This is a genomic window from Kitasatospora sp. NPDC030952, from assembly GCF_055571335.1.
Map to the genome: position 1 here is coordinate 788,188 of NZ_JBVIFM010000001.1, position 19,302 is coordinate 807,489.

General features: G+C 71.7%; 16 protein-coding genes. 8 read left to right on the plus strand and 8 right to left on the minus strand.

The features are described from left to right. Positions 1–150: 150 nt before the first annotated feature. From dnaK to ACZ47G_RS03705, 6 genes are all read left to right on the plus strand, one after another. Positions 151–2,001 (plus strand): molecular chaperone DnaK, encoded by a 1,851-nt coding sequence (dnaK, locus tag ACZ47G_RS03680; RefSeq protein ID WP_465739787.1) that lies wholly within the window; start codon positions 151–153, stop codon positions 1,999–2,001. Beyond that, positions 1,998–2,618: a nucleotide exchange factor GrpE gene (gene grpE / locus ACZ47G_RS03685; RefSeq protein ID WP_380454264.1), complete on the plus strand. Its 621-nt coding sequence runs from the start codon at positions 1,998–2,000 to the stop codon at positions 2,616–2,618. The genes dnaK and grpE overlap by 4 nt, the downstream gene beginning before the upstream one ends. A gap of 223 nt (positions 2,619–2,841) precedes the next feature. Next, positions 2,842–3,996, plus strand: coding sequence for a molecular chaperone DnaJ (dnaJ, locus tag ACZ47G_RS03690; RefSeq protein WP_465739788.1), 1,155 nt, complete (start codon positions 2,842–2,844; stop codon positions 3,994–3,996). A gap of 67 nt (positions 3,997–4,063) precedes the next feature. Continuing rightward, positions 4,064–4,573 (plus strand): heat shock protein transcriptional repressor HspR, encoded by a 510-nt coding sequence (locus ACZ47G_RS03695; RefSeq protein WP_465740029.1) that lies wholly within the window; start codon positions 4,064–4,066, stop codon positions 4,571–4,573. 220 nt (positions 4,574–4,793) lie between these two features. Then, a complete protein-coding gene (locus ACZ47G_RS03700; protein ID WP_465739789.1) occupies positions 4,794–5,834 on the plus strand; it encodes a hypothetical protein in 1,041 nt (346 codons plus the stop codon). 659 nt (positions 5,835–6,493) lie between these two features. Next, positions 6,494–7,111, plus strand: coding sequence for a hypothetical protein (locus ACZ47G_RS03705; protein ID WP_465739790.1), 618 nt, complete (start codon positions 6,494–6,496; stop codon positions 7,109–7,111). A gap of 7 nt (positions 7,112–7,118) precedes the next feature. Here the strand turns inward: ACZ47G_RS03705 and ACZ47G_RS03710 are convergent, their stop codons facing one another. The 7 genes from ACZ47G_RS03710 to ACZ47G_RS03740 form a co-directional block, all read right to left on the minus strand. After that, complete coding sequence (locus ACZ47G_RS03710; RefSeq protein ID WP_465739791.1) at positions 7,119–8,093, minus strand: LuxR C-terminal-related transcriptional regulator; 975 nt, start codon at positions 8,091–8,093, stop codon at positions 7,119–7,121. After that, a complete protein-coding gene (locus ACZ47G_RS03715) occupies positions 8,086–9,054 on the minus strand; it encodes a LuxR C-terminal-related transcriptional regulator (protein WP_465739792.1) in 969 nt (322 codons plus the stop codon). The genes ACZ47G_RS03710 and ACZ47G_RS03715 overlap by 8 nt, the downstream gene beginning before the upstream one ends. Next, complete coding sequence (locus tag ACZ47G_RS03720) at positions 9,047–10,009, minus strand: LuxR C-terminal-related transcriptional regulator (RefSeq protein ID WP_465739793.1); 963 nt, start codon at positions 10,007–10,009, stop codon at positions 9,047–9,049. The genes ACZ47G_RS03715 and ACZ47G_RS03720 overlap by 8 nt, the downstream gene beginning before the upstream one ends. Next, a complete protein-coding gene (locus ACZ47G_RS03725; protein ID WP_465739794.1) occupies positions 10,002–10,964 on the minus strand; it encodes a TrmB family transcriptional regulator in 963 nt (320 codons plus the stop codon). The genes ACZ47G_RS03720 and ACZ47G_RS03725 overlap by 8 nt, the downstream gene beginning before the upstream one ends. Continuing rightward, positions 10,957–11,913 carry a helix-turn-helix transcriptional regulator gene (locus tag ACZ47G_RS03730; protein ID WP_465739795.1) on the minus strand — a complete coding sequence of 319 codons (957 nt, stop codon included), beginning with the start codon at positions 11,911–11,913 and terminating at the stop codon, positions 10,957–10,959. The genes ACZ47G_RS03725 and ACZ47G_RS03730 overlap by 8 nt, the downstream gene beginning before the upstream one ends. Beyond that, on the minus strand, positions 11,903–12,898 hold the full coding sequence (locus ACZ47G_RS03735) for a LuxR C-terminal-related transcriptional regulator (protein ID WP_465739796.1): 996 nt from the start codon (positions 12,896–12,898) through the stop codon (positions 11,903–11,905). The genes ACZ47G_RS03730 and ACZ47G_RS03735 overlap by 11 nt, the downstream gene beginning before the upstream one ends. Before the next feature lie 676 nt (positions 12,899–13,574). Continuing rightward, positions 13,575–14,801 carry a TDT family transporter gene (locus ACZ47G_RS03740; protein WP_465739797.1) on the minus strand — a complete coding sequence of 409 codons (1,227 nt, stop codon included), beginning with the start codon at positions 14,799–14,801 and terminating at the stop codon, positions 13,575–13,577. Between the two features lie 70 nt (positions 14,802–14,871). Between ACZ47G_RS03740 and ACZ47G_RS03745 the strand changes: the two genes are divergently transcribed. Then, positions 14,872–15,804 carry a LysR family transcriptional regulator gene (locus ACZ47G_RS03745; RefSeq protein WP_465739798.1) on the plus strand — a complete coding sequence of 311 codons (933 nt, stop codon included), beginning with the start codon at positions 14,872–14,874 and terminating at the stop codon, positions 15,802–15,804. 137 nt (positions 15,805–15,941) lie between these two features. After that, a complete protein-coding gene (clpB, locus tag ACZ47G_RS03750) occupies positions 15,942–18,563 on the plus strand; it encodes an ATP-dependent chaperone ClpB (protein ID WP_465739800.1) in 2,622 nt (873 codons plus the stop codon). A 148-nt stretch (positions 18,564–18,711) separates the two neighbouring features. Here clpB and ACZ47G_RS03755 read toward each other — a convergent pair whose 3' ends face one another. Next, positions 18,712–18,993 (minus strand): helix-turn-helix domain-containing protein, encoded by a 282-nt coding sequence (locus ACZ47G_RS03755; RefSeq protein WP_465739801.1) that lies wholly within the window; start codon positions 18,991–18,993, stop codon positions 18,712–18,714. Between the last annotated feature and the right edge of the window lie 309 nt (positions 18,994–19,302).

The following is a 19,302-nucleotide window of genomic DNA, read 5'->3' on the forward strand; positions in this document are numbered from 1 at the left end:
CGCCCCGGTCGTCCGTCGACCCCGCCCGCACTGACGCGGAGCCCGGCCTCAGCAAAGTTGAGCGACTGGCACTCATACCTGTTGACGCTCCCCGTCGAGTCGTGCATCCTTGAGCCCGTAAAGCTCAACTCTTCCGTGGAGGTACCTACGATGGCACGCGCGGTCGGCATCGACCTCGGCACGACGAACTCGGTCGTCAGCGTTCTGGAGGGTGGCGAGCCCACCGTCATCACGAACGCCGAGGGCGCTCGGACCACGCCGTCCGTCGTCGCCTTCGCGAAGAACGGCGAGGTTCTGGTCGGCGAGGTGGCCAAGCGCCAGGCGGTCACCAACGTCGACCGCACCATCCGCTCGGTGAAGCGCCACATGGGCACCGGGTGGAAGATCAACATCGACGGCAAGGACTTCAACCCGCAGCAGATCTCGGCCTTCGTGCTGCAGAAGCTGAAGCGCGACGCCGAGGCCTACCTGGGCGAGACCGTCACCGACGCCGTCATCACCGTCCCGGCGTACTTCAACGACTCGGAGCGCCAGGCCACCAAGGAGGCCGGTGAGATCGCGGGCCTCAACGTCCTGCGCATCGTCAACGAGCCGACCGCGGCCGCCCTCGCGTACGGCCTGGACAAGGACGACCAGACCATCCTGGTCTTCGACCTCGGCGGCGGCACCTTCGACGTCTCCCTGCTGGAGATCGGCGACGGGGTCGTCGAGGTGAAGGCCACCAACGGTGACAACCACCTCGGTGGCGACGACTGGGACCAGCGCGTCGTCGACCACCTGGTCAAGGTCTTCCAGTCCGGCCACGGCGTCGACCTGTCCAAGGACAAGATGGCCCTGCAGCGTCTGCGCGAGGCCGCCGAGAAGGCCAAGATCGAGCTGTCCTCGTCCTCCGAGACCTCGATCAACCTGCCGTACATCACGGCCTCCGCCGAGGGCCCGCTGCACCTGGACGAGAAGCTCACCCGCGCCCAGTTCCAGCAGCTGACCGCGGACCTGCTCGAGCGCTGCAAGGTCCCGTTCCACAACGTGATCAAGGACGCCGGCATCTCGCTCTCCGAGATCGACCACGTCGTCCTGGTCGGTGGCTCGACCCGCATGCCCGCCGTCGCCGAGCTCGTCAAGGAGCTGACCGGCGGCCAGGACGCCAACAAGGGCGTCAACCCGGACGAGGTCGTCGCCATCGGCGCCGCGCTCCAGGCCGGTGTCCTCAAGGGCGAGGTCAAGGACGTCCTCCTGCTGGACGTCACCCCGCTGTCCCTCGGCATCGAGACCAAGGGCGGCATCATGACCAAGCTGATCGAGCGCAACACCACGATCCCGACCAAGCGCTCCGAGATCTTCACCACGGCCGAGGACAACCAGCCGTCCGTGCAGATCCAGGTCTACCAGGGCGAGCGCGAGATCGCGGCGTACAACAAGAAGCTCGGGATGTTCGAGCTGACCGGCCTGCCGCCGGCGCCGCGCGGCCTGCCGCAGATCGAGGTCACCTTCGACATCGACGCCAACGGCATCATGCACGTCGGTGCGAAGGACCTCGGCACCGGCAAGGAGCAGAAGATGACCGTCACCGGCGGCTCCTCGCTGCCGAAGGACGAGGTCGACCGCATGCGCCGCGAGGCCGAGCAGTACGCCGAGGACGACCACAAGCGCCGCGAGGCCGTCGAGACCCGCAACTCCGCCGAGCAGCTCGTCTACTCGACCGAGAAGTTCATCGCGGACAACTCCGACAAGCTCCCGGCCGACGTCAAGACCGAGGTCGAGACCGCCATCGGCGAGCTCAAGGAAGCCCTCAAGGGCGAGGACATCGCGAAGATCCGCGAGGCCTCCGAGAAGGTCTCCACCACCGCCCAGAAGCTCGGCCAGGCGCTCTACGCCAACGCCGACGCCGCCGCCGGTGCCGGTGCCGCCGCGGCCGGCGAGTCCACCCACGCCAAGGAAGACGACGTCGTCGACGCCGAGATCGTGGACGACGAGAAGCCCAAGGGCGGTGCGTCGGCATGACGGACAAGCCGCAGGGCGGTAAGCCCGGCGACGACTCCGCCGCCGAGGAAGCCGTGATCAAGGCTGCCGAGGAGGCCGCGGCCGGCGGTGCCGGCGAGGGCTCCGACGAACTCGCCGCGGCCAAGCGCGAGCTGGCCGAGCGCACCGCTGACCTGCAGCGCCTGCAGGCCGAGTACCAGAACTACCGCAAGCGGGTCGAGCGCGACCGGCTGACGGTCCGCGAGATCGCGGTCTCCAACATCCTGGAGTCCCTGATCCCCGTGCTGGACGACATCGGCCGCGCCCGCGAGCACGGCGAGGTGACGGGCGGCTTCAAGTCCGTCTCCGACTCCCTGGAGATGGTCGTCGCCAAGCTGGGCCTGCAGCAGTTCGGCAAGGAGGGCGAGCCCTTCGACCCGACCCAGCACGAGGCGCTGATGCACAGCTACTCCTCGGACGTCACCGAGGACACCTGCGTGCAGATCCTCCAGCCCGGCTACCGCATCGGCGAGCGGATCATCCGGCCGGCCATGGTCGCCGTCGCCGAGCCCCAGCCCGGCACCCAGACGACGCCCGGCCCGGACGCCGAGGCCAAGTCCGCCGACCCGGACAAGTCCGACGGTGGCTCGGACAGCTGACAACCTGTGACAGCTGACAACCAGTGCGCTGCGGAGTCGTACGCCGGCCAGTACGGCGGCCGGCTCCGCAGCGCGCTGTCAACAGCACTTCTTTCGGCTGCTGTTGACAGCGCAGTGACGATGGACATCGGGAGGTGGCGGAAGCCGTGAGCGAGCGCAGCGGGCGAACCATTCTGAAGTGCGTGTACCGCTCCGCGGCTGCCGAGCTCAGCGAGGTGGGCGCATGAGTGGCAAGGACTACGTGGAGAAGGACTACTACAAGGTCCTCGGCGTGCCCAAGGACGCCACCGCCACCGAGATCAAGAAGACCTACCGCAAGCTGGCCCGCGAGTTCCACCCCGACGCGAACAAGGGCGACGCCAAGGCCGAGGAGCGCTTCAAGGACATCTCCGAGGCCTACGACGTCCTCTCCGACGAGAAGCGCCGCAAGGAGTACGACGAGGCCCGCAGCCTCTTCGCCAACGGCGGGTTCCGCACCGGCGGCCCCGGCACCGGCAGCTACGGCTTCGACTTCGGCGACCTCTTCAGCGGCAACCAGGGCGGCGGGGGCGGCGGCGGAATCGGCGACGTCTTCGGCGGCCTCTTCAACCGCGGCGGCACCCGGCAGGCCCAGCCCCGCCGTGGCGCCGACGTCGAGACCGAAGTGACGCTCTCCTTCGAGGAAGCCGTCGACGGCGCGACCGTGCCGCTGCGGATGACCAGTCAGGCCCCCTGCCGCCTCTGCAACGGCACCGGCGCCAAGTCCGGCACCACCCCGCGGGTCTGCCCGACCTGCGTCGGCGCCGGCACCGTCAGCCGCGGCCAGGGCGCCTTCGCGCTCTCCGAGCCGTGCAAGGACTGCCGCGGCCGCGGCATGATCGTCGACGACCCGTGCCCCGACTGCCACGGCAGCGGCCGGGCCAGCTCCGCCCGCACCATGCAGGTCCGCATCCCGGCCGGCGTCCAGGCCGACCAGCGGATCCGGCTCAAGGGCAAGGGCGCCCAGGGCGAACGCGGTGGCCAGCCCGGCGACCTCTACGTCACCGTGCACGTCGACCCGCACCCGGTCTTCGGCCGCAAGGGCGACAACCTCACCGTCACCGTCCCGGTCACCTTCCCCGAGGCCACCCTCGGCGCCACCATCGAGGTGCCCACGCTGAACGGCCCCGCCGTGAAGCTCAAGCTCCCCCCGGGCAGCGCCAACGGCCTCACCATGCGCGCCCGCGGCAAGGGCGCCACCCGCAAGGACGGCACCCGCGGCGACCTCCTCGTCACCGTCGAGGTCGTGGTGCCGCAGCACGTCACCGGCGACGCGCTGAACGCGCTGGAGCAGTACCGCGAGGCCACCGCCTCCGACGACCCACGAGCCGCTCTCTTCCGGGCGGCGAAGGGAGCGTGACGACCAGATGTCCCCGAATCCCCTCAACCCGATGAACCCGATGAATCCGATGGGCGCCGACGGCCCGATGGACTCCAACGGCCCCATCGGCCCCGGCCTCGGCGAGGGCCTGCCCGGCAACGGCCCCCGCCGGCCCCGCCGCGCCGCCGCCCCGCCGCAGTACGTGCTCACCGAGGACACCCCGGTGTACGTCATCTCGGTCGCCGCCGAACTCTCCGGCCTCCACCCGCAGACCCTGCGCCAGTACGACCGCCTCGGCCTGGTCTGCCCCGACCGCACCGCCGGCCGCGGCCGCCGCTACTCCGCCCGCGACATCCAGCAGCTGCGCGAGGTCCAGCGGCTCTCCCAGGACGAGGGCATCAACCTGGCCGGCATCAAGCGGATCATCGAGCTGGAGAACCAGGTCACCGCCCTCCAGTCCCGCATCACCGAGCTGGTCGACTCCCTCGAAGGCGCCGCCACCGCCCTCCAGCAGCGCGAGGCCGCCGTCCACGCCTCCTACCGCCGCGACCTCGTCCCCTACCAACCCCCCACGCCGCAATCCAGCGCCCTCGTCGTCTGGCGCCCCAAGCGCTGACCCGGGGCCCGGACCGCACCACAGCCGCCGGCTCCCTCCTGTTCGGGGGGTGCCGGCGGCTGGGTGTTGGTGAGAGAGTGGCGGCTTCGGGTCGGCTACCGGGCGTCTTGACCTCCTCCGTTCGAGCTGAGCGTCGGATCGCGGTCTCCGATTAAGATCCCTGAGGCCGCGGACTTCAGTCGCGTTGACTACTTGTCCGGTCGACGACAAGGAGCCGAAAGTGAGTGATCGAGAACACCTGGTGAACCACCACGGTCGCTCGCCGATCCTGTCTCCCGGCGCCCGTACGCTGTACCTCAAAGCGCTCACGGGGGACGGTCGACTCGTCAGGGCCACCTGCACTCAGGACGAGAACGAGGCACTCCAGGAGTTGCTGGAACTCGGGCTCCTGATATCGGATAATGACGAGCCCGGGTCATTGTTCGCCGCCGACCCAGAAAAACTCGCCGCCAGCCTGAGTTCGACTTGGCAACGCCAGGCCCTCGACCTACTGGCCCGCGCGGTTTCAATTCCAGGCGAATTGACAGAGCTGGCAGAGGCATTTCACACACCGGATCAGACCGGTGGCCCCATCGAGTACGTCCAGGGCCGGGCGCTTATCAACCAACGGCTGCAACAGGCGATGGCCGGCGGCATGACCGAAGGTCTCGCGATGCAGCCCGGGGGGCCACGCCCCTCCGAAATGCTGACTTCATTCCTGGAGCGGGATCTCGACATCATTCGCACCGGCGCATCGATGCGATCGATCTACAATGCGAGCACTCGGTACCACCAGCCCACCAGGGACTATGTCGCCACGCTCGCCAAAGAGGGATGGCAGTTCCGGACCCTGGACGAGCCTTATACCAGACTGTTGATCTTCGATCGACGACTCGCCGTAATTCCGGTGGCCGGAGACAACCTCGCTGCCTTCGTCCACGACGCAGCAGTGATCAACTATCTCGCCCAGGAGGTCTTCGAACGGAACTGGAGCAGAGCCCTGGATTTCGAGGGCGATCGCACCGTACCCCAGCAGGTCGTTTCGCAGCTCCGGCAGACCATCATCGACCTGCTGCTGTCCGGAACGAATCATCGAGTCATCGCACGGCGACTCGGCATCAGCGAACGGACCCTCGCCAGGCACATCGCCGAAATGCGTGAGGAGTACAACGTGGACTCCCTGTTCCAGCTCGGCTATGTCCTCGGGCACGCGGCGAAGACAGGCCGCGGGAACACTGACACCACGCCCCTGGGTCACTCAGCGCTCGACGGGCTGCACTAGCCGACGCGGGTACAGGTGCACCCGTCGGCAACGCGGAGGACACCAGCTCGGCGGACTCGGCGCACCGGACCCCGAGGATCACTCACCATGCGCAGGGCATACAACGCTCCGCGCACCAGCCTGCCGGTGGGGCAATCCGCTTACGGGCGGGCCCTACCAGTGAAAGTCGTCAGACACCGTCTCAGCCCCGACAACAGCGACGGTTGCACGGTCATGCGCCGCCCCGGAAGCCCCATAACCCGCAATAGAGATGCAAGCCGCCAAGAGGGAAGCGCCCGCTACCGTGGACAGCACAGCCTTACGGACAAGTCGGTGCATACGGGACATGGACCCACCCTCTTTCCCCTCAAGTCCGCAAGTTGGACTAATAGCACTAGCGTCCACATGATGCCGCATGCCTCGCTCCTTTGTCACCCGCCGACCGGCAGGCCGGGCGTCATCTCTCTGCCAGGCATCCAGATGCCAGGGCGTAGCGCTAGACGAGGCCATCGCCACTGATAGACGATCAGTTCGCTCCCGATGGTCCCACGCAGGCGGCAAACTTGCCGCTGTACCGTCAAATTTCCGCTCTGCTTAACCACCGGATTCCTTGAAGCAGCAACCAAACACGCCTACCGGCACCGCCTCTCCCACCCGGTCGGCCTTCCCCCGGAGTCGACATGACCGAGCCCTACCTGCGTCACAGCGACAGCCAGGCCCCTGAGGGTCGGCGTGCACGTGTGTTCCTGGCCGCGCCGCTGATGCGGCTGACCGGCCCCGCGGACAGCGTGGTGACGCTCGCCAGCCGGACGCGGCTGACGACGCTCCGCACCACCCTGCTCCGCAGCGGTGCCGCCGTGTACAGCGCGCACCACAGCGACGCCTGGACCGTTGCCGGCCGGGCGCCCGAGCCCCGGGTGCCGTCCGACTTCCGGGCGCTGCAGTCCGCGGACCTGGTGTTCGCCTACGTCGGTGCCCCGCTCTCGGCTGGCGTCAGCCTCGAACTCGGTTGGGCGTCGGCGCTGCGGAAGCCGATCGTCCTGCTCGTCGACGAGGCCATCACCCACAACCCGCTGATCGCCACCATCGAGCAGGTCGCCCCCGTCCTGCCGCTGGTCTTCGACGACACCTGGTCCCAGGAGGCCCTCCACCACACCGTGGAGACCGCCCTGGACTGGGCCGGCATGGCGCTCTCCCTCCGCGAGGGCTTCTGGACCGCCCCCGGCGACCGCTTCAACGTCCCCCGGCAGCAGACCGCCCTCCCCGGTTACTGGCCGACCGGCGCCGCCACCGGCTGAGCAGAACTCACCCACCGGACTCCCCCGTCCGGGCTCCCCGCATCTGCCAGCCGAGCTGGAACAGGGTCTCGGCGTCGTACACCTCACGCAGCCGGGCGATGTGACCGGCCACGGTCCGCTCGCTCAGCCCCATGCGGCTGGCGATCGCCCGCTGCGTGAGACCCTTCGCGAGCAGGCGACCCACCTGATCGTGGGCCAGCGGCGTCGCGCCCGCTACCAGTGATCCCCAGTCCACGACCTGGGCCTGACGCCACTGCTGCTCGAAGACCCCGACCAGGTAGGCGACCATCGCGGCATCCTCGACCACGGCCGCGACCGTGTGATCTCCGGTGGCCGGGATCAGGGCCACGGTGCGGTCGAAGACCAGCGTCTTGGTGAACGGCCCCTCGATCAGACGGATCGGGGCACCGGCCCGGGTGGACTCCAGCGCGTACTCGACCGTTCGCGGATCGGAGCGGGCCGCCGGTTCGAAGACCGTGCGCATCACCCCGCCTGCTTCTATGTAGCGGCGGGTGTGGTCGAGGTTGTCCTGCATGTGGTCGTGCGGGCGGGGCCCGCCGGGCTGGGCGGCGAGGGCCTCGTGCGGGTGGTCCTTGACCAGTTGGGAGATCAGGTGCCGGATCTCCAGCATGCCGACCACCCGCCGCACGCCACCGACGGATTCGGCCTGGCGGGGCGTTGTGTCGTAGGCCTGGGTCAGGTCCTCCAGCAGGTCAGGCACTGCCGCCGCCCGAGCGAGGAGGCGGGCGCTCTCCTCCCGCAGATCCGCACCGATGCGCTCACCGACGGCACGGGGGTTCACCGCGCTGTAGGTGCTGTCGGCAACGCGAAGGACGATCAGTCCGAGGTCGGCGAGTTGCTTGACGGTGGCTCCGTCCTCGGGGCGGATCTCACCGATGTGTATCCGGCCGCCTTCGGCCAGGATCGCGCGGTAGAGCTCGCGGGCGGCGGCGTCGGGTAGGTCGAGTACCGGCTCAGGCATCGCGGGCTCCTCGCATCTGCCAGCCGAGTTGGAACAGGGTCTCGGCGTCGTACACCTCACGCAGGCGGGCGATGTGACCGGCCACGGTGCGCTCGCTGAGGCCGAGGCGGGTGGCGATGGCGCGCTGGGTGAGGCCTTGCGTGAGCATGTGGCCGATCTGGTCGTGGAGCGGAGCCTCGACTGCACCATTGGCGAGGGCCGCCCAGTTCACGCCTTCCGCCTGCTGCCAGTGCAGCTCGAACTCCCGGACCAGGAAGTCGACCACAGCCTGGTCCTCGACGAAGGCCGCGCAGCTGTAATCCTGGCCGACGGGGATCACGGCGACGGCTCGGCCGAAGATGAAGAGCCGGGTGAACGGAATTGGCAGGACCCGGATGGCGACGCCGAGTTCGGTGGCCTGTGCTGCGAAGGCGACAGTCGGTGGATCAGAGAGGGCCGACGCCTCGTAGATGGTCCTCATGGTGCCGCCCTTCTCGATGTGGCGGCGATCGGATTCGAGGGCCTCGGCCAGGTGTTCGGCAGGTCGAGCGCCTCCCGGCTGCCGAGACAGGGTCTCGCTCGGGTGGTCGGTGTGGATCTGTGCGACCTGGTGACGGATCTGCTCCGGACCGACGACGTACTGGACGGCGGGCGAGCGTTCGGGCTTCCGGCGAGGTGCGAGGTCGTAGGCCTGGGTGAGGTCGTCCAGCAGCTCGGGGATGCGCGCCGCCCGCGTGATCAGCCGGGCGCCCTCCTCCCTAAGTTCGGTGCCGATCCGCTCACCGACGGCCCGGGGGTTCACCGCGGTGTAGACGCCGTCTGCGATGTGCAGGAAGAGCAGGCCGAGATCGGCGAGCTGCCGGACGCCGGACTCGTCCTCGGAGCGGATGTCGGCAATCCGGAGCCGTCCACCGTCCTTCAGGATCGCGCGGTAGAGCTCGCGGGCGGCGGCGTCGGGCAGGTCGAGTACCGGCTCAGGCATCGCGGGCTCCTCGCATCTGCCAGCCGAGTTGGAACAGGGTCTCGGCGTCGTACAGCTCGCGCAGGCGGGCGATGTGGCCGGCCACGGTCCGCTCGCTGAGGCCGAGGCGGGTGGCGATGGCGCGCTGGGTGAGGCCTCGGGCGAGGAGGCGGCCGATCTGTTCGTGGGTGGCGGACTCGGCGGAGCCGTCGGCGAGGGCAGCCCGGTTCACGCCTTCGGCCTGCTGCCAGTGCGTCTCGAAGTCCTGGACCAGGAAGTCGACCACGGCCGGGTCCTCGATGAAGGCCGCGCTGGTGTCGTCCGGACCGACGGGGATCACCGCGACGGTCCGGTCCAGGATCATCAGCTGCCTGAACGGCACGGGCAGGACCCGGATCTGGCAGCCGACCTCCGTCATCCGCGCCGCCATCCTGACCGTCGGGCCGTCGAGCCGGGCCGCGACCTCGTAGATCGTGCGCAGTGTGCCGCCCGCCTCCGCGTAGCGGCGGGCGTGCGCCACGATGTCGTCCGCGGCCTCGGCCGGCCTGGCGCCGCCCGGGCGCAGGGACAGCGCCTCGTGGCCCAGCTCTTCGACGAGTTGGGAGACCCGGTGCCGGATACTCGCGTATCCATGGACGACCTGGGTGGCCCCGGCGCCGTCGTGGCGTCGCGGAGCACCGTCGTAGGCGGCGGCCAGGTCGTCGAGGAGATCGGGCACTTCCTCCGCCTGAACCAGAAGGCGAGTGCCGGCCGACCGTAGCTCGGCGGCGATCCGAGTGGTGACCGTGCGCGGATTGACCGCGCTGAGCACACCGTCCGAGATGTACGGCTTCAGGAGCCCCGTCTCCAGCAACGTCTGGACGGTGTTGGCGGCCTCCTTGGGAATGTCGGCGATCCGGAGCCGTCCACCGTCCTTCAGGATCGCGCGGTAGAGCTCGCGGGCGGCGTCGGGCAGGTCGAGTACCGGCTCAGGCATCGCGGGTTCCCCGCATCTGCCAGCCGAGTTGGAACAGGGTCTCGGCGTCGTACAGCTCGCGCAGGCGGGCGATGTGACCGGCCACGGTGCGCTCGCTGAGGCCGAGGCGGGTGGCGATGGCGCGCTGGGTGAGGCCCTGGGCTAGGAGGCGGCCGACCTGCTCGTGGATCGCGGATTCGGCCGAACCGGCGGCCAGCGCTGACCAGTTGACGCCTTCGGCCTGCTGCCAGAGCGTTTCGAAGGTGTCGACGGCGAAGGCGACCATCGCCGGGTCGTCGACCACGGCGGCGCTGGTGTAGTCGGCGGCGGCGGGGATGAGGGCGATGGTGCGGTCGAAGACCAGGAAGCGCTTGAACGGTACGGCGAGGACGCGGGTGGTGGCGCCGAGGTGGGCGGCCTCGGCAGCGAACCGGACGGTCGGCGGGTCGTACTTGGCCGAGAGTTCGTAGAGGGAGCGCACGGTGCCGCCGCGTTGGTGGAAGCGGCGGGCGCGCTCCAGGGCGTCCGGCAGCTCGATGGCGGGGCGGGGGCCGCCGGGTTGGGCGGCCATGCATTCGCCGGGGTACTCCTGACTCAGCTGCTCGAGCTCGTGTCGGATCTCTTCCTTCTCGGTGATGTACCGCACCCCCGTCGAAGCGCCTCGCCGCTTCGGGCTGGTGTCGTAGGCCCGGGTGAGTTCGCCCATCAGCTCGGGGAGTTGCTCGGCCTTCGCGAGCAGGCGGGCGCTCTGTCGGCGGATCTCGGTGCCGATCCGTTCGGTGGCCACCCGAGGGTCGACCGCGCTGTACGAGGCGTCCTGCAACCGCGGTACCAGAAGGCCGAGTTCCACCAGTTGTCCGAGCGCCTCCCGGTCCGCCAGGCCGATGTCGGCGGCGCGGATGCGGCCGCCCTCGCGGAGGATGGCGAGGTAGAGGGCGCGGGCGGTGGGGTCGGGGAGGGCGGCGGGGTCAGCCATGGCGTTCGCCGCGGAGGTGCCAGCCGAGGTGGAAGAGGGTCTGGGCGCCGTAGCGGTCGCGGAGGCGGGCGATGTGGGCGGCGACGGTGCGTTCGCTGAGGCCGAGGCGGGTGGCGACGGCGCGTTGGGTGAGGCCGCGGGTGAGGAGGTGGCCGATGCGGACGGTGGTGGGGTGGGGGGCGCCGAGGTGGTGGTCGGCGGGGGTGGCGCGGGCCCAGTCGCGGTGGAAGTGGGCGACCAGGTGGGCGACGGTGGCGGGGTCGGTGAGGACGGCGACGCAGTTGCGGTCCTCGGCGGCGGGGATGACGGCCACCGAGCGGTCGAAGACCAGCATCCGCTCGTACGGTTCGGCGAGCACCCGGGTCTGGGCGCCCTGGCGGCTGCGGAGGCCGATCTGGTGCAGTACGGCGGGGTCGTCGAGGGTGGCGGGCTGGTAGAGGGTGCGTGTGGTGCAGCCGCGGCGGAGCAGGGAGAGGTCCTGGCCGAGGGTCAGTTGGAGGAGTTCGGCGGGGCGGGGGCCGGGCTGGGCGGAGAGGAACTCCTCCTTGCAGTCGGCGAGGAGTTCGGCGAGGCGCCGGCGGATGGCGGTGTGGCCGTCGATCTGGGTGGCGGAGAGGGCCCCGTCGTCGAGGTCCCCGCCGGCCGGGCCGCCCGACCGGCGGAGCGCCTCGTAGGCGTGGGAGAGCGGCCGGAGGGCGCCCGGGAGCCGTTCGGCGTGCACGAGCAGCCGGGTGGCGCGGAGCCGGAGTTCGGCGCCGAGCCGGTCGCCGAGGGCGCGCGGGTTGGCGGCGGTGTAGCCGGTGGCGGTGGGGGTGAGGAGGCCGCGGGCGACGAGGGCGGCGACGGTGGGCCGGTCGGCGGGGGCGAGGTCCTCGTGGCGCAGCCGGCCGCCGCCGCGGACGGCGGCGAGGTAGAGGTCGCGTTCGGCGGGGCCGGGTTCATCGGTCATCGCGGGCGCCTCTCATCAGCCAGCCGAGCTGGAAGAGGGTCTGGGCGCCGTAGCGGTCGCGGAGGCGGGAGATGTGGCCGGCGACGGTGCGTTCGCTGAGGCCGAGGCGGGTGGCGACGGCGCGCTGGGTGAGGCCGCGGGCGAGCAGGCGGCCGACCCGGTCGGGGATGGTGCGGGCGGGGCCCTGGCCGAGGGCGGCGGCGGCTTCGGCGGTGTCGGCGCGGGCCCAGTCGCGTTCGAAGCCGGCGATCAGGAAGGCGAGGGAGGCCGGGTCGCTGATGAAGGCGGCGGTGCTGTTGTCGTCGTTGGCGGAGATGACGGCGACGCTGCGGTCGAAGACGATCAGCCGCTGGAAGGGCTCGTCGAGGACCCGGATCTGCGAGCCGTGCCGGGTGACCTGCTCGGCGTAGGCGATGGCGGGCGGTTCGGCGAGCGCAACCGGCTGGTAGACGGTGCGCAGCGAGCAGCCGCGCTGGAGGAGTTGGACGTCCTGGGCGAGGGCGACCTGCAGGGTGTCGGCGGGCCGGTGGCCGGGTTGGGCGGTGAGGACCTCGGAGCGGCAGTCGGAGACCAGTTGGGAGATCCGCTGGCGGATGTGGACGTGGCCCTCGACGTAGACGGCGCCGCCGGCGCGGCCGGACGGGCGGGGCATCGCGTCGTAGGCGCGGGTGAGGCCGTCGAGGGCGCCGGGGAGGTTCTCGGCGCGGACCAGCAGGCGGGTGGCCTCGCTGCGGAGTTCGGCACCCAGGCGGTCGCTGACGGACCGCGGGCTGACGGCGGTGTAGCAGCGGTCCAGCCGGTTGGCCATGACCAGGCCGATGTCGAGGAGTTGGCGGAGCGCGGTCCGCTCGGCGTCGGTGATGTCGGCGAACGGGATGCGGCCGCCTTCGGCGATGATCGCCAGGTAGAGCTGCCGGGCGGCCTCGTCGGGTTCCTCGCCCTCGGGTCCCGCCTGGTGCGGCGCGTCCGCCGGTTCCGCCGTCACGTCGTAACTCTCCCTGCCGGACGCTCTCCCCTGGTGCCTCCCCGCCGGTACGCGCGCGCCGTGGCGGTGCGCGGTCCGCGGGTGCCGGTGGCCGGGCGTCTCACGCTACCGGCCGGACGGCGGGCCCCCGGGTCCGGGTGCCGTCGCACACGGGCTCCCGGGGGCCGCCGTCGGTACGCCAATGCCAGGGCGATTCCGTCGAGGCGGAGCAGCAACGCCTCGCCGGATCCGGCCCGGGCTCCATCACCACACATGGATCCCGGCCGGCGCTCTTCCCCCCCGTTCCACGGCCGCGGGATGTTGCACCCGTGGTCAGTTCTGAAGAGCGAATCACCACCATCGGGCTGCGGTGCCCGGACGGCCTGGCGTGCCTCCACCCTCACAGCGTGACGGCCGGTGGACAAGTGCCGCCCGAGTGCAGGTTCACGCAATTGCAACTTTCCGCATCCCGCAGTGGGCCCGGGGGCGTGGGCGGCGGACGGGATTCCGGTAAAGGCCGAGGCCAGCGGGGGGCGGGGGCGTTGGGCGGCGGTTGGCTGTGCACCGTCATCCCGTAGCTGCGCGTTCCTGCAACGGCGGCGTGCTCATGAGCAGCGAGAACCGTCCGGCGAGAGCTGTCCGGCGGGGTCCACCACGGCTGTGCCCCGCCGCTGAGCCGGGCCGGCGCCGGCCCGGTTCAGCGCGCCAGCAGCCGCCCGCGCACCAGCCCGGCGGCCGTACCGCCCGCCGCCAGCACCCAGGCGGTGCCGAGGAGCAGGTAGAGCCCGACGGTCAGCGCGGTGAAGCCGCCGAAGCCGGTGTGCTTGGCGAGCGCGGCGGCGCCGGTGACACAGGTGCCGATCGGGAAGGTGTACGCCCACCAGGTCATCGCGAAGGGCATCCCGGCCCGCCGGGCGCGCAGGTTCGCGGCGAGCGCGACGGCCAGCCAGAGCATCGCGACACCGATCACCGCGACGCCGTACAGCTCGGCCAGCGGCAGCAGGACGGGCGCCAGCGCGGGCAGCACCGGGCGGGCCGCGTCGGCGAGCTGGTGGATCGCGGTGACGGACTGGCCGAGCGGGCCGAGCACCAGGAACAGCGCGGGGGTGAGCACCAGGGTGGGCAGCTTGCTGTGCAACAGCCCGGTGAACACCACCGGCAGCAGCACCAGGGTGGCCAGCAGGCCGACCCCGAACAGCGCCCAACAGCCGTACAGCAGGGCCTGCTGGGGCGTTCCGGCGGGCAGGTGCGGGACGAGGGCCGGGCCGCAGGCGGAGGCGACCAGCGGGGCGACCACGGGCAGCAGCCAGGTCGGGTTGGCCTCCAGGGCGGACACCCGGTGCCGGGTGATCATCAGGTACGGGATGCCGGCCGCGACGGTCAGCGCGTAGAGCGTGCCGACGCCCCACAGCACGGCGTCGACGGCGACGGCCGGGCCGATGCCGATGACCCGCGAGCCGAGCAGCAGGGTGCCGAGCCCGACGGCCAGCAGCGCCATCGGCGGACAGCCGTAGAAGACGGCGGTGGCCGGGTTGTCCAGCAGCTGGGTCCGGGCCGCCTCCCGGTGCCGGGTGAGGTGCACCAGCCGGGCGCCGGCCAGCACCAGCAGGGCGGCCGCGCCGAGCGCCCACATGACCTCGCCGAAGCCGATCAGGCCGGGCAGCCGGACCGGCAGGGCGGCGGCGCCGTTGGCCACGATCGCGGTGCCCATCACGGCGGCGTACCAGTTGGGGCCGAGTTGGGAGAGGTCGAGGCGGGAGGGCCGGGAGCCGGCGGCGGGGATCGCGGGAACGGCCGGGGCGGCCGGGGCGGCCGGGGCGGCCGGGACGTCAGTGGGGCCGGCGGGGACGGCCGCGACGTCGGTGGAGCCGGCGGGGGCCGCGGGGCGGCGGGCGAGTGGACGGACATCGGCCGAGGTGGACATGGATCCACCGTCGCCGAGCGGCCCGCCCTCCGGTAGCGCCGCGGATTCTATGAGGGCATAGCCTGAACCTATGCCCCTCTCCCCGCACGTCCCCGAACTGGGCGCCCTGGAACTGCTGCTCTCGGTGGCCCGGCTCGGCAGCGTCGGCCGGGCGGCGGCCGAGCTGGGGGTGAGCCAGCCGACCGCGAGCGCCCGGATCAAGGGCATGGAGCGGCAGATCGGCGTCCCGCTGCTGGAGCGCTCGCCCCGGGGCAGCCGGCCGACCGAGGCGGGCCGGCTGGTGGTCGAGTGGGCCCGGCAGGTGGTGGAGGCGGCGCAGGCGCTGGACGCCGGGATCGACGCGCTGCGCGAGCGGCGGGACGCCAAGCTGCGGGTGGTGGCCAGTCTGACCGTCGCCGAGTACCTGATGCCGGGCTGGCTGCTGGCGCTCTCCGAGGCCAGTCCGGGGACGGCGGTGACGCTGCGGACGGCCAACTCGGCGGAGGTCGCCGGGCACGTGCTCGCCGGGGACGCCGACCTCGGCTTCGTCGAGGGCCCGTCCACGCCGCCCGGGCTGGCCGGTGCCGTGGTGGCGGCGGACCGGCTGGTGGTCGTGGTGGCGCCCAACCACCGGTGGGCCCGCCGCCGCACCCCGCTGACCGGGACGGAGCTGGCGGCCACCCCGCTGGTGCTGCGCGAACCGGGCTCGGGCACCCGGGAGGTGCTGGAGATGGCGCTGACCCCGTACGGGGGCGCGGTGCCGCCCCGGATGGAGCTGGCCTCGTCCACGGCGCTGAAGGCGGCGGCGATGACCGGGGCGGGGCCGGTCTGCCTGAGCGAGCTGGCGGTGGTGGAGGAGCTGGCCACCCGGCGGCTGGTCGAGGTGCCGCTGGCGGAGGAGCTGGACCTGCGGCGGCCGCTGCGGGCGGTGTGGCCGGCCGGGCAGCGGCCCGGCGGGCCGGCCCGGGAGCTGCTGGGGCTGACCCGGCGCCGCCCCGGCCAGTCCCCGCGGCGGAAGGCCTGAGGCGGGAGGGCTCGGACGGACGGGCTCGGACGGGCGCCAGCAAAAATGCTTCGCCGAAAAGTTGAGCGGAATACACTCAACTTAGTGCATGCTGTATGTAGCAGTACTGAAGGACGACGAGGGAGGATCCCCCAGCAGTGGACGCGAGCAAGTTCACCACCAAGACGCAGGACGCCCTGTCCGCCGCGATCCGGCAGGCGGGCGCGGCCGGCAACCCGGACGTCAAGCCGGTGCACATCCTGATCGCCCTGCTGGAGCAGCCCGAGGGCATCGCCCGGCCCCTGCTGGAGGCGGTCGGGGTGAACGCGGCCCGGATCGACGCCGAGGCGCGCCGCCAGCTGACCGCGCTGCCCAGCGCGATGGGCTCGACGGTCGCCGCCCCCCAGCTCGCCCGGGACACCCTGGCCGTGCTCACCGAGGCCGGCAGGCGCGCGGACGACCTGGACGACCAGTACGTCTCCACCGAGCACCTGCTGGTCGGCCTGGCCGCCGAGGGCGGGGCCGTCGCCGAGCTGCTGGTGCAGCAGGGCGCGACGCCCAAGGCGCTGCTGGCCGCCTTCAAGGACGTACGGGGCAGCGGCAAGGTCACCTCGCCGGATCCGGAGGGGACGTACAAGGCCCTGGAGAAGTACGGCACCGACCTCACCCAGGCGGCCCGGGACGGCAAGCTCGACCCGGTGATCGGCCGTGACCACGAGATCCGCCGGGTGGTCCAGGTGCTCTCCCGCCGGACGAAGAACAACCCGGTGCTGATCGGCGAGCCCGGTGTCGGCAAGACGGCCGTGGTCGAGGGCCTGGCGCAGCGCATCGTGGCCGGGGACGTCCCGGAGTCGCTGCGCGGCAAGCGGCTGGTCGCGCTGGACCTCAGCGCGATGGTCGCGGGCGCCAAGTTCCGCGGCGAGTTCGAGGAGCGGCTGAAGGCCGTCCTGAACGACATCAAGTCCTCCGACGGCCAGGTCGTCACCTTCATCGACGAGCTGCACACCATGGTCGGCGCGGGCGCCGGCGGCGACTCCGCGATGGACGCCGGCAACATGCTCAAGCCGATGCTGGCCCGCGGCGAGCTGCGGATGGTCGGCGCCACCACGCTGGACGAGTACCGCGAGCGGATCGAGAAGGACCCGGCCCTGGAGCGCCGCTTCCAGCAGGTGCTGGTCGGCGAGCCCAGCGTGGAGGACTCGATCGCCATCCTGCGCGGCCTCAAGGGCCGGTACGAGGCGCACCACAAGGTGCAGATCGCGGACGCCGCCCTGGTCGCCGCGGCCACCCTGTCCAACCGCTACATCACGTCCCGCTTCCTGCCCGACAAGGCGATCGACCTGGTCGACGAGGCGGCCTCCCGGCTGCGGATGGAGATCGACTCCTCCCCGGTGGAGATCGACGAACTCCAGCGCGCCGTCGACCGGTTGCGGATGGAGGAGCTGGCCCTGGAGAAGGAGTCGGACCCTGCCTCGGTCGACCGGCTGGCCCGCCTGCGGCGCGATCTCGCCGACCGGAACGAGCAGTTGAGCGTGCTGACGGCCCGCTGGGAGCAGGAGAAGAAGAGCCTCAACCGGGTCGGCGAGCTCAAGGAGCGGCTGGACGACCTGCACGGAGCGCTCGAACGGGCCCAGCGCGACGGGGACTTCGAGCGGGCGTCCAAGCTGATGTACGCCGAGATCCCGGCCGCCGAGACGGAGCTCATCGAGGCCCAGGAGCGCGCCGCCACCGCGAACACCGAGCCTGGGTCCGCCTCCGCCTCGATGGTCAAGGAGGAGGTCGGCCCGGACGACGTGGCCGACGTGGTCGCCTCCTGGACGGGCATCCCGGCCGGTCGGCTGCTGGAGGGCGAGAGTGCCAAACTCCTGCGCATGGAGGACGAGTTGGGCCGGCGCCTGATCGGCCAGGCGGAGGCCGTGCAGGCCGTCTCGGACGCGGTGCGCCGCACCCGTTCGGGCATCGCCGACCCGGACCGCCCGACCGGCTCCTTCCTGTTCCTCGGCCCGACCGGCGTCGGCAAGACCGAACTCGCCAAGGCCCTGGCCGACTTCCTGTTCGACGACGAGCGGGCGATGGTCCGGATCGACATGAGCGAGTACGGCGAGAAGCACTCGGTCTCCCGGCTGGTCGGCGCCCCGCCCGGGTACATCGGCTACGAGGAGGGCGGCCAGCTCACCGAGGCGGTCCGCCGCCGCCCGTACAGCGTGGTGCTGCTGGACGAGGTGGAGAAGGCCCACCCGGAGGTCTTCGACGTGCTGCTCCAGGTGCTCGACGACGGCCGGCTCACCGACGGCCAGGGCCGCACGGTGGACTTCCGCAACGCGATCCTGATCCTCACCTCCAACCTGGGCTCCCACTACCTGGTGGACCCGGCCATCCCGGAGGACAAGAAGAAGGCCCTGGTGCTGGACTCCGTCCGGGCCGCGTTCAAGCCGGAGTTCCTCAACCGGCTGGACGACATCGTGGTCTTCGACCCGCTGGGCACCGCCGAGCTCAGCCGGATCGTCGACCTCCAGGTGGCCCGCCTCGGCGAGCGGCTGCGCGAGCGCCGGCTCACCCTGGAGGTCTCCGCCGCCGCCCGCGACTGGCTGGCGCTCACCGGGTACGACCCGGCGTACGGCGCCCGCCCGCTGCGCCGGCTGGTGCAGTCCGCGATCGGCGACCAGCTGGCCCGGGCGATCCTGTCCGGGCAGGTGCACGACGGGGAGACCGTGCTGGTCGAGCGGGACGACGAGGGCGACCGGCTCACCGTCCGTAGCCGGGGCCCGCTGGAGAAGTAGGCACCGGTGCCTGGGCCGCCTCCCCGCTCGCGCGAGGGGGCGGCCCGTGCCGCGTCCGCGCCCTGTACCGCCGTACCGCCGTACCGCCGTACCGCTGTACCGCCGTCCACCGTCCGCCGTCCGCCGTCCGCCGTACCGCCGCCGCGCCCTACCCCGCCGTACCGCGCTGCTGCCGCCGGGAGCGGTCCCGCCAGGCCCGCGCCAGCCGGTGCAGCTCGGCCCCCTGGGACTCCGGCAGGTTCCAGGTCTGGGTGAGCAGCCGCAGGGTGGACACCCGTGGGCAGGACACCCCCCGCTCCAGGTCGCGGATCGACCGCACACTCAGCCCCGACACCTCGCCCAGTCGCTCCTGCGTCATCCCCCGGTCCAGCCGGATGTTCCGCAGCAGCGCCCCAAGCGACGCGCCCTCCCCGGTCACCGTACGCTCCATCCCTGATCCCCCCATCGGTCCAAATCACCTCAACTCGCCCGGGGCAAAAGGGTTTTGCCAACGGCGAGTTCCGTCGCACGCTAACCGCATCCGGCCCGCGCGGCAGCCGAACCCGGCCGCCGGGCGCGTGACTTGGCTCACCCACCCACCCGGGGCCCGACGGGTCGGTCGGACCCCGCGCACCCTGGGTGACGGCGACCTCCGCACGCCCCCGGAGGAAGATCGACGCGCCCCCCGGCTCCCCTGTGAGCGAAGCCCCTAATGAGGCAGGATGGGAGGTGGAAAGGGCGGCCTCTCATTGCCGGCCAC

What these genes read in the sequence shown, in the direction of transcription:
- ACZ47G_RS03705 (WP_465739790.1), top strand. Translation starts at nt 6,494, where the DNA reads ATGACCGAGCCCTACCTGCGTCACAGCGACAGCCAGGCCCCTGAGGGT.
- grpE (WP_380454264.1), top strand. Translation starts at nt 1,998, where the DNA reads ATGACGGACAAGCCGCAGGGCGGTAAGCCCGGCGACGACTCCGCCGCC.
- ACZ47G_RS03755 (WP_465739801.1), bottom strand. Translation starts at nt 18,993, where the DNA reads ATGGAGCGTACGGTGACCGGGGAGGGCGCGTCGCTTGGGGCGCTGCTG.
- ACZ47G_RS03695 (WP_465740029.1), top strand. Translation starts at nt 4,064, where the DNA reads ATGGACTCCAACGGCCCCATCGGCCCCGGCCTCGGCGAGGGCCTGCCC.
- ACZ47G_RS03720 (WP_465739793.1), bottom strand. Translation starts at nt 10,009, where the DNA reads ATGCCTGAGCCGGTACTCGACCTGCCCGACGCCGCCCGCGAGCTCTAC.
- ACZ47G_RS03725 (WP_465739794.1), bottom strand. Translation starts at nt 10,964, where the DNA reads ATGGCTGACCCCGCCGCCCTCCCCGACCCCACCGCCCGCGCCCTCTAC.
- dnaK (WP_465739787.1), top strand. Translation starts at nt 151, where the DNA reads ATGGCACGCGCGGTCGGCATCGACCTCGGCACGACGAACTCGGTCGTC.
- ACZ47G_RS03715 (WP_465739792.1), bottom strand. Translation starts at nt 9,054, where the DNA reads ATGCCTGAGCCGGTACTCGACCTGCCCGACGCCGCCGCCCGCGAGCTC.
- ACZ47G_RS03745 (WP_465739798.1), top strand. Translation starts at nt 14,872, where the DNA reads ATGCCCCTCTCCCCGCACGTCCCCGAACTGGGCGCCCTGGAACTGCTG.
- ACZ47G_RS03730 (WP_465739795.1), bottom strand. Translation starts at nt 11,913, where the DNA reads ATGACCGATGAACCCGGCCCCGCCGAACGCGACCTCTACCTCGCCGCC.
- dnaJ (WP_465739788.1), top strand. Translation starts at nt 2,842, where the DNA reads ATGAGTGGCAAGGACTACGTGGAGAAGGACTACTACAAGGTCCTCGGC.
- ACZ47G_RS03740 (WP_465739797.1), bottom strand. Translation starts at nt 14,801, where the DNA reads ATGTCCACCTCGGCCGATGTCCGTCCACTCGCCCGCCGCCCCGCGGCC.
- ACZ47G_RS03710 (WP_465739791.1), bottom strand. Translation starts at nt 8,093, where the DNA reads ATGCCTGAGCCGGTACTCGACCTACCCGACGCCGCCGCCCGCGAGCTC.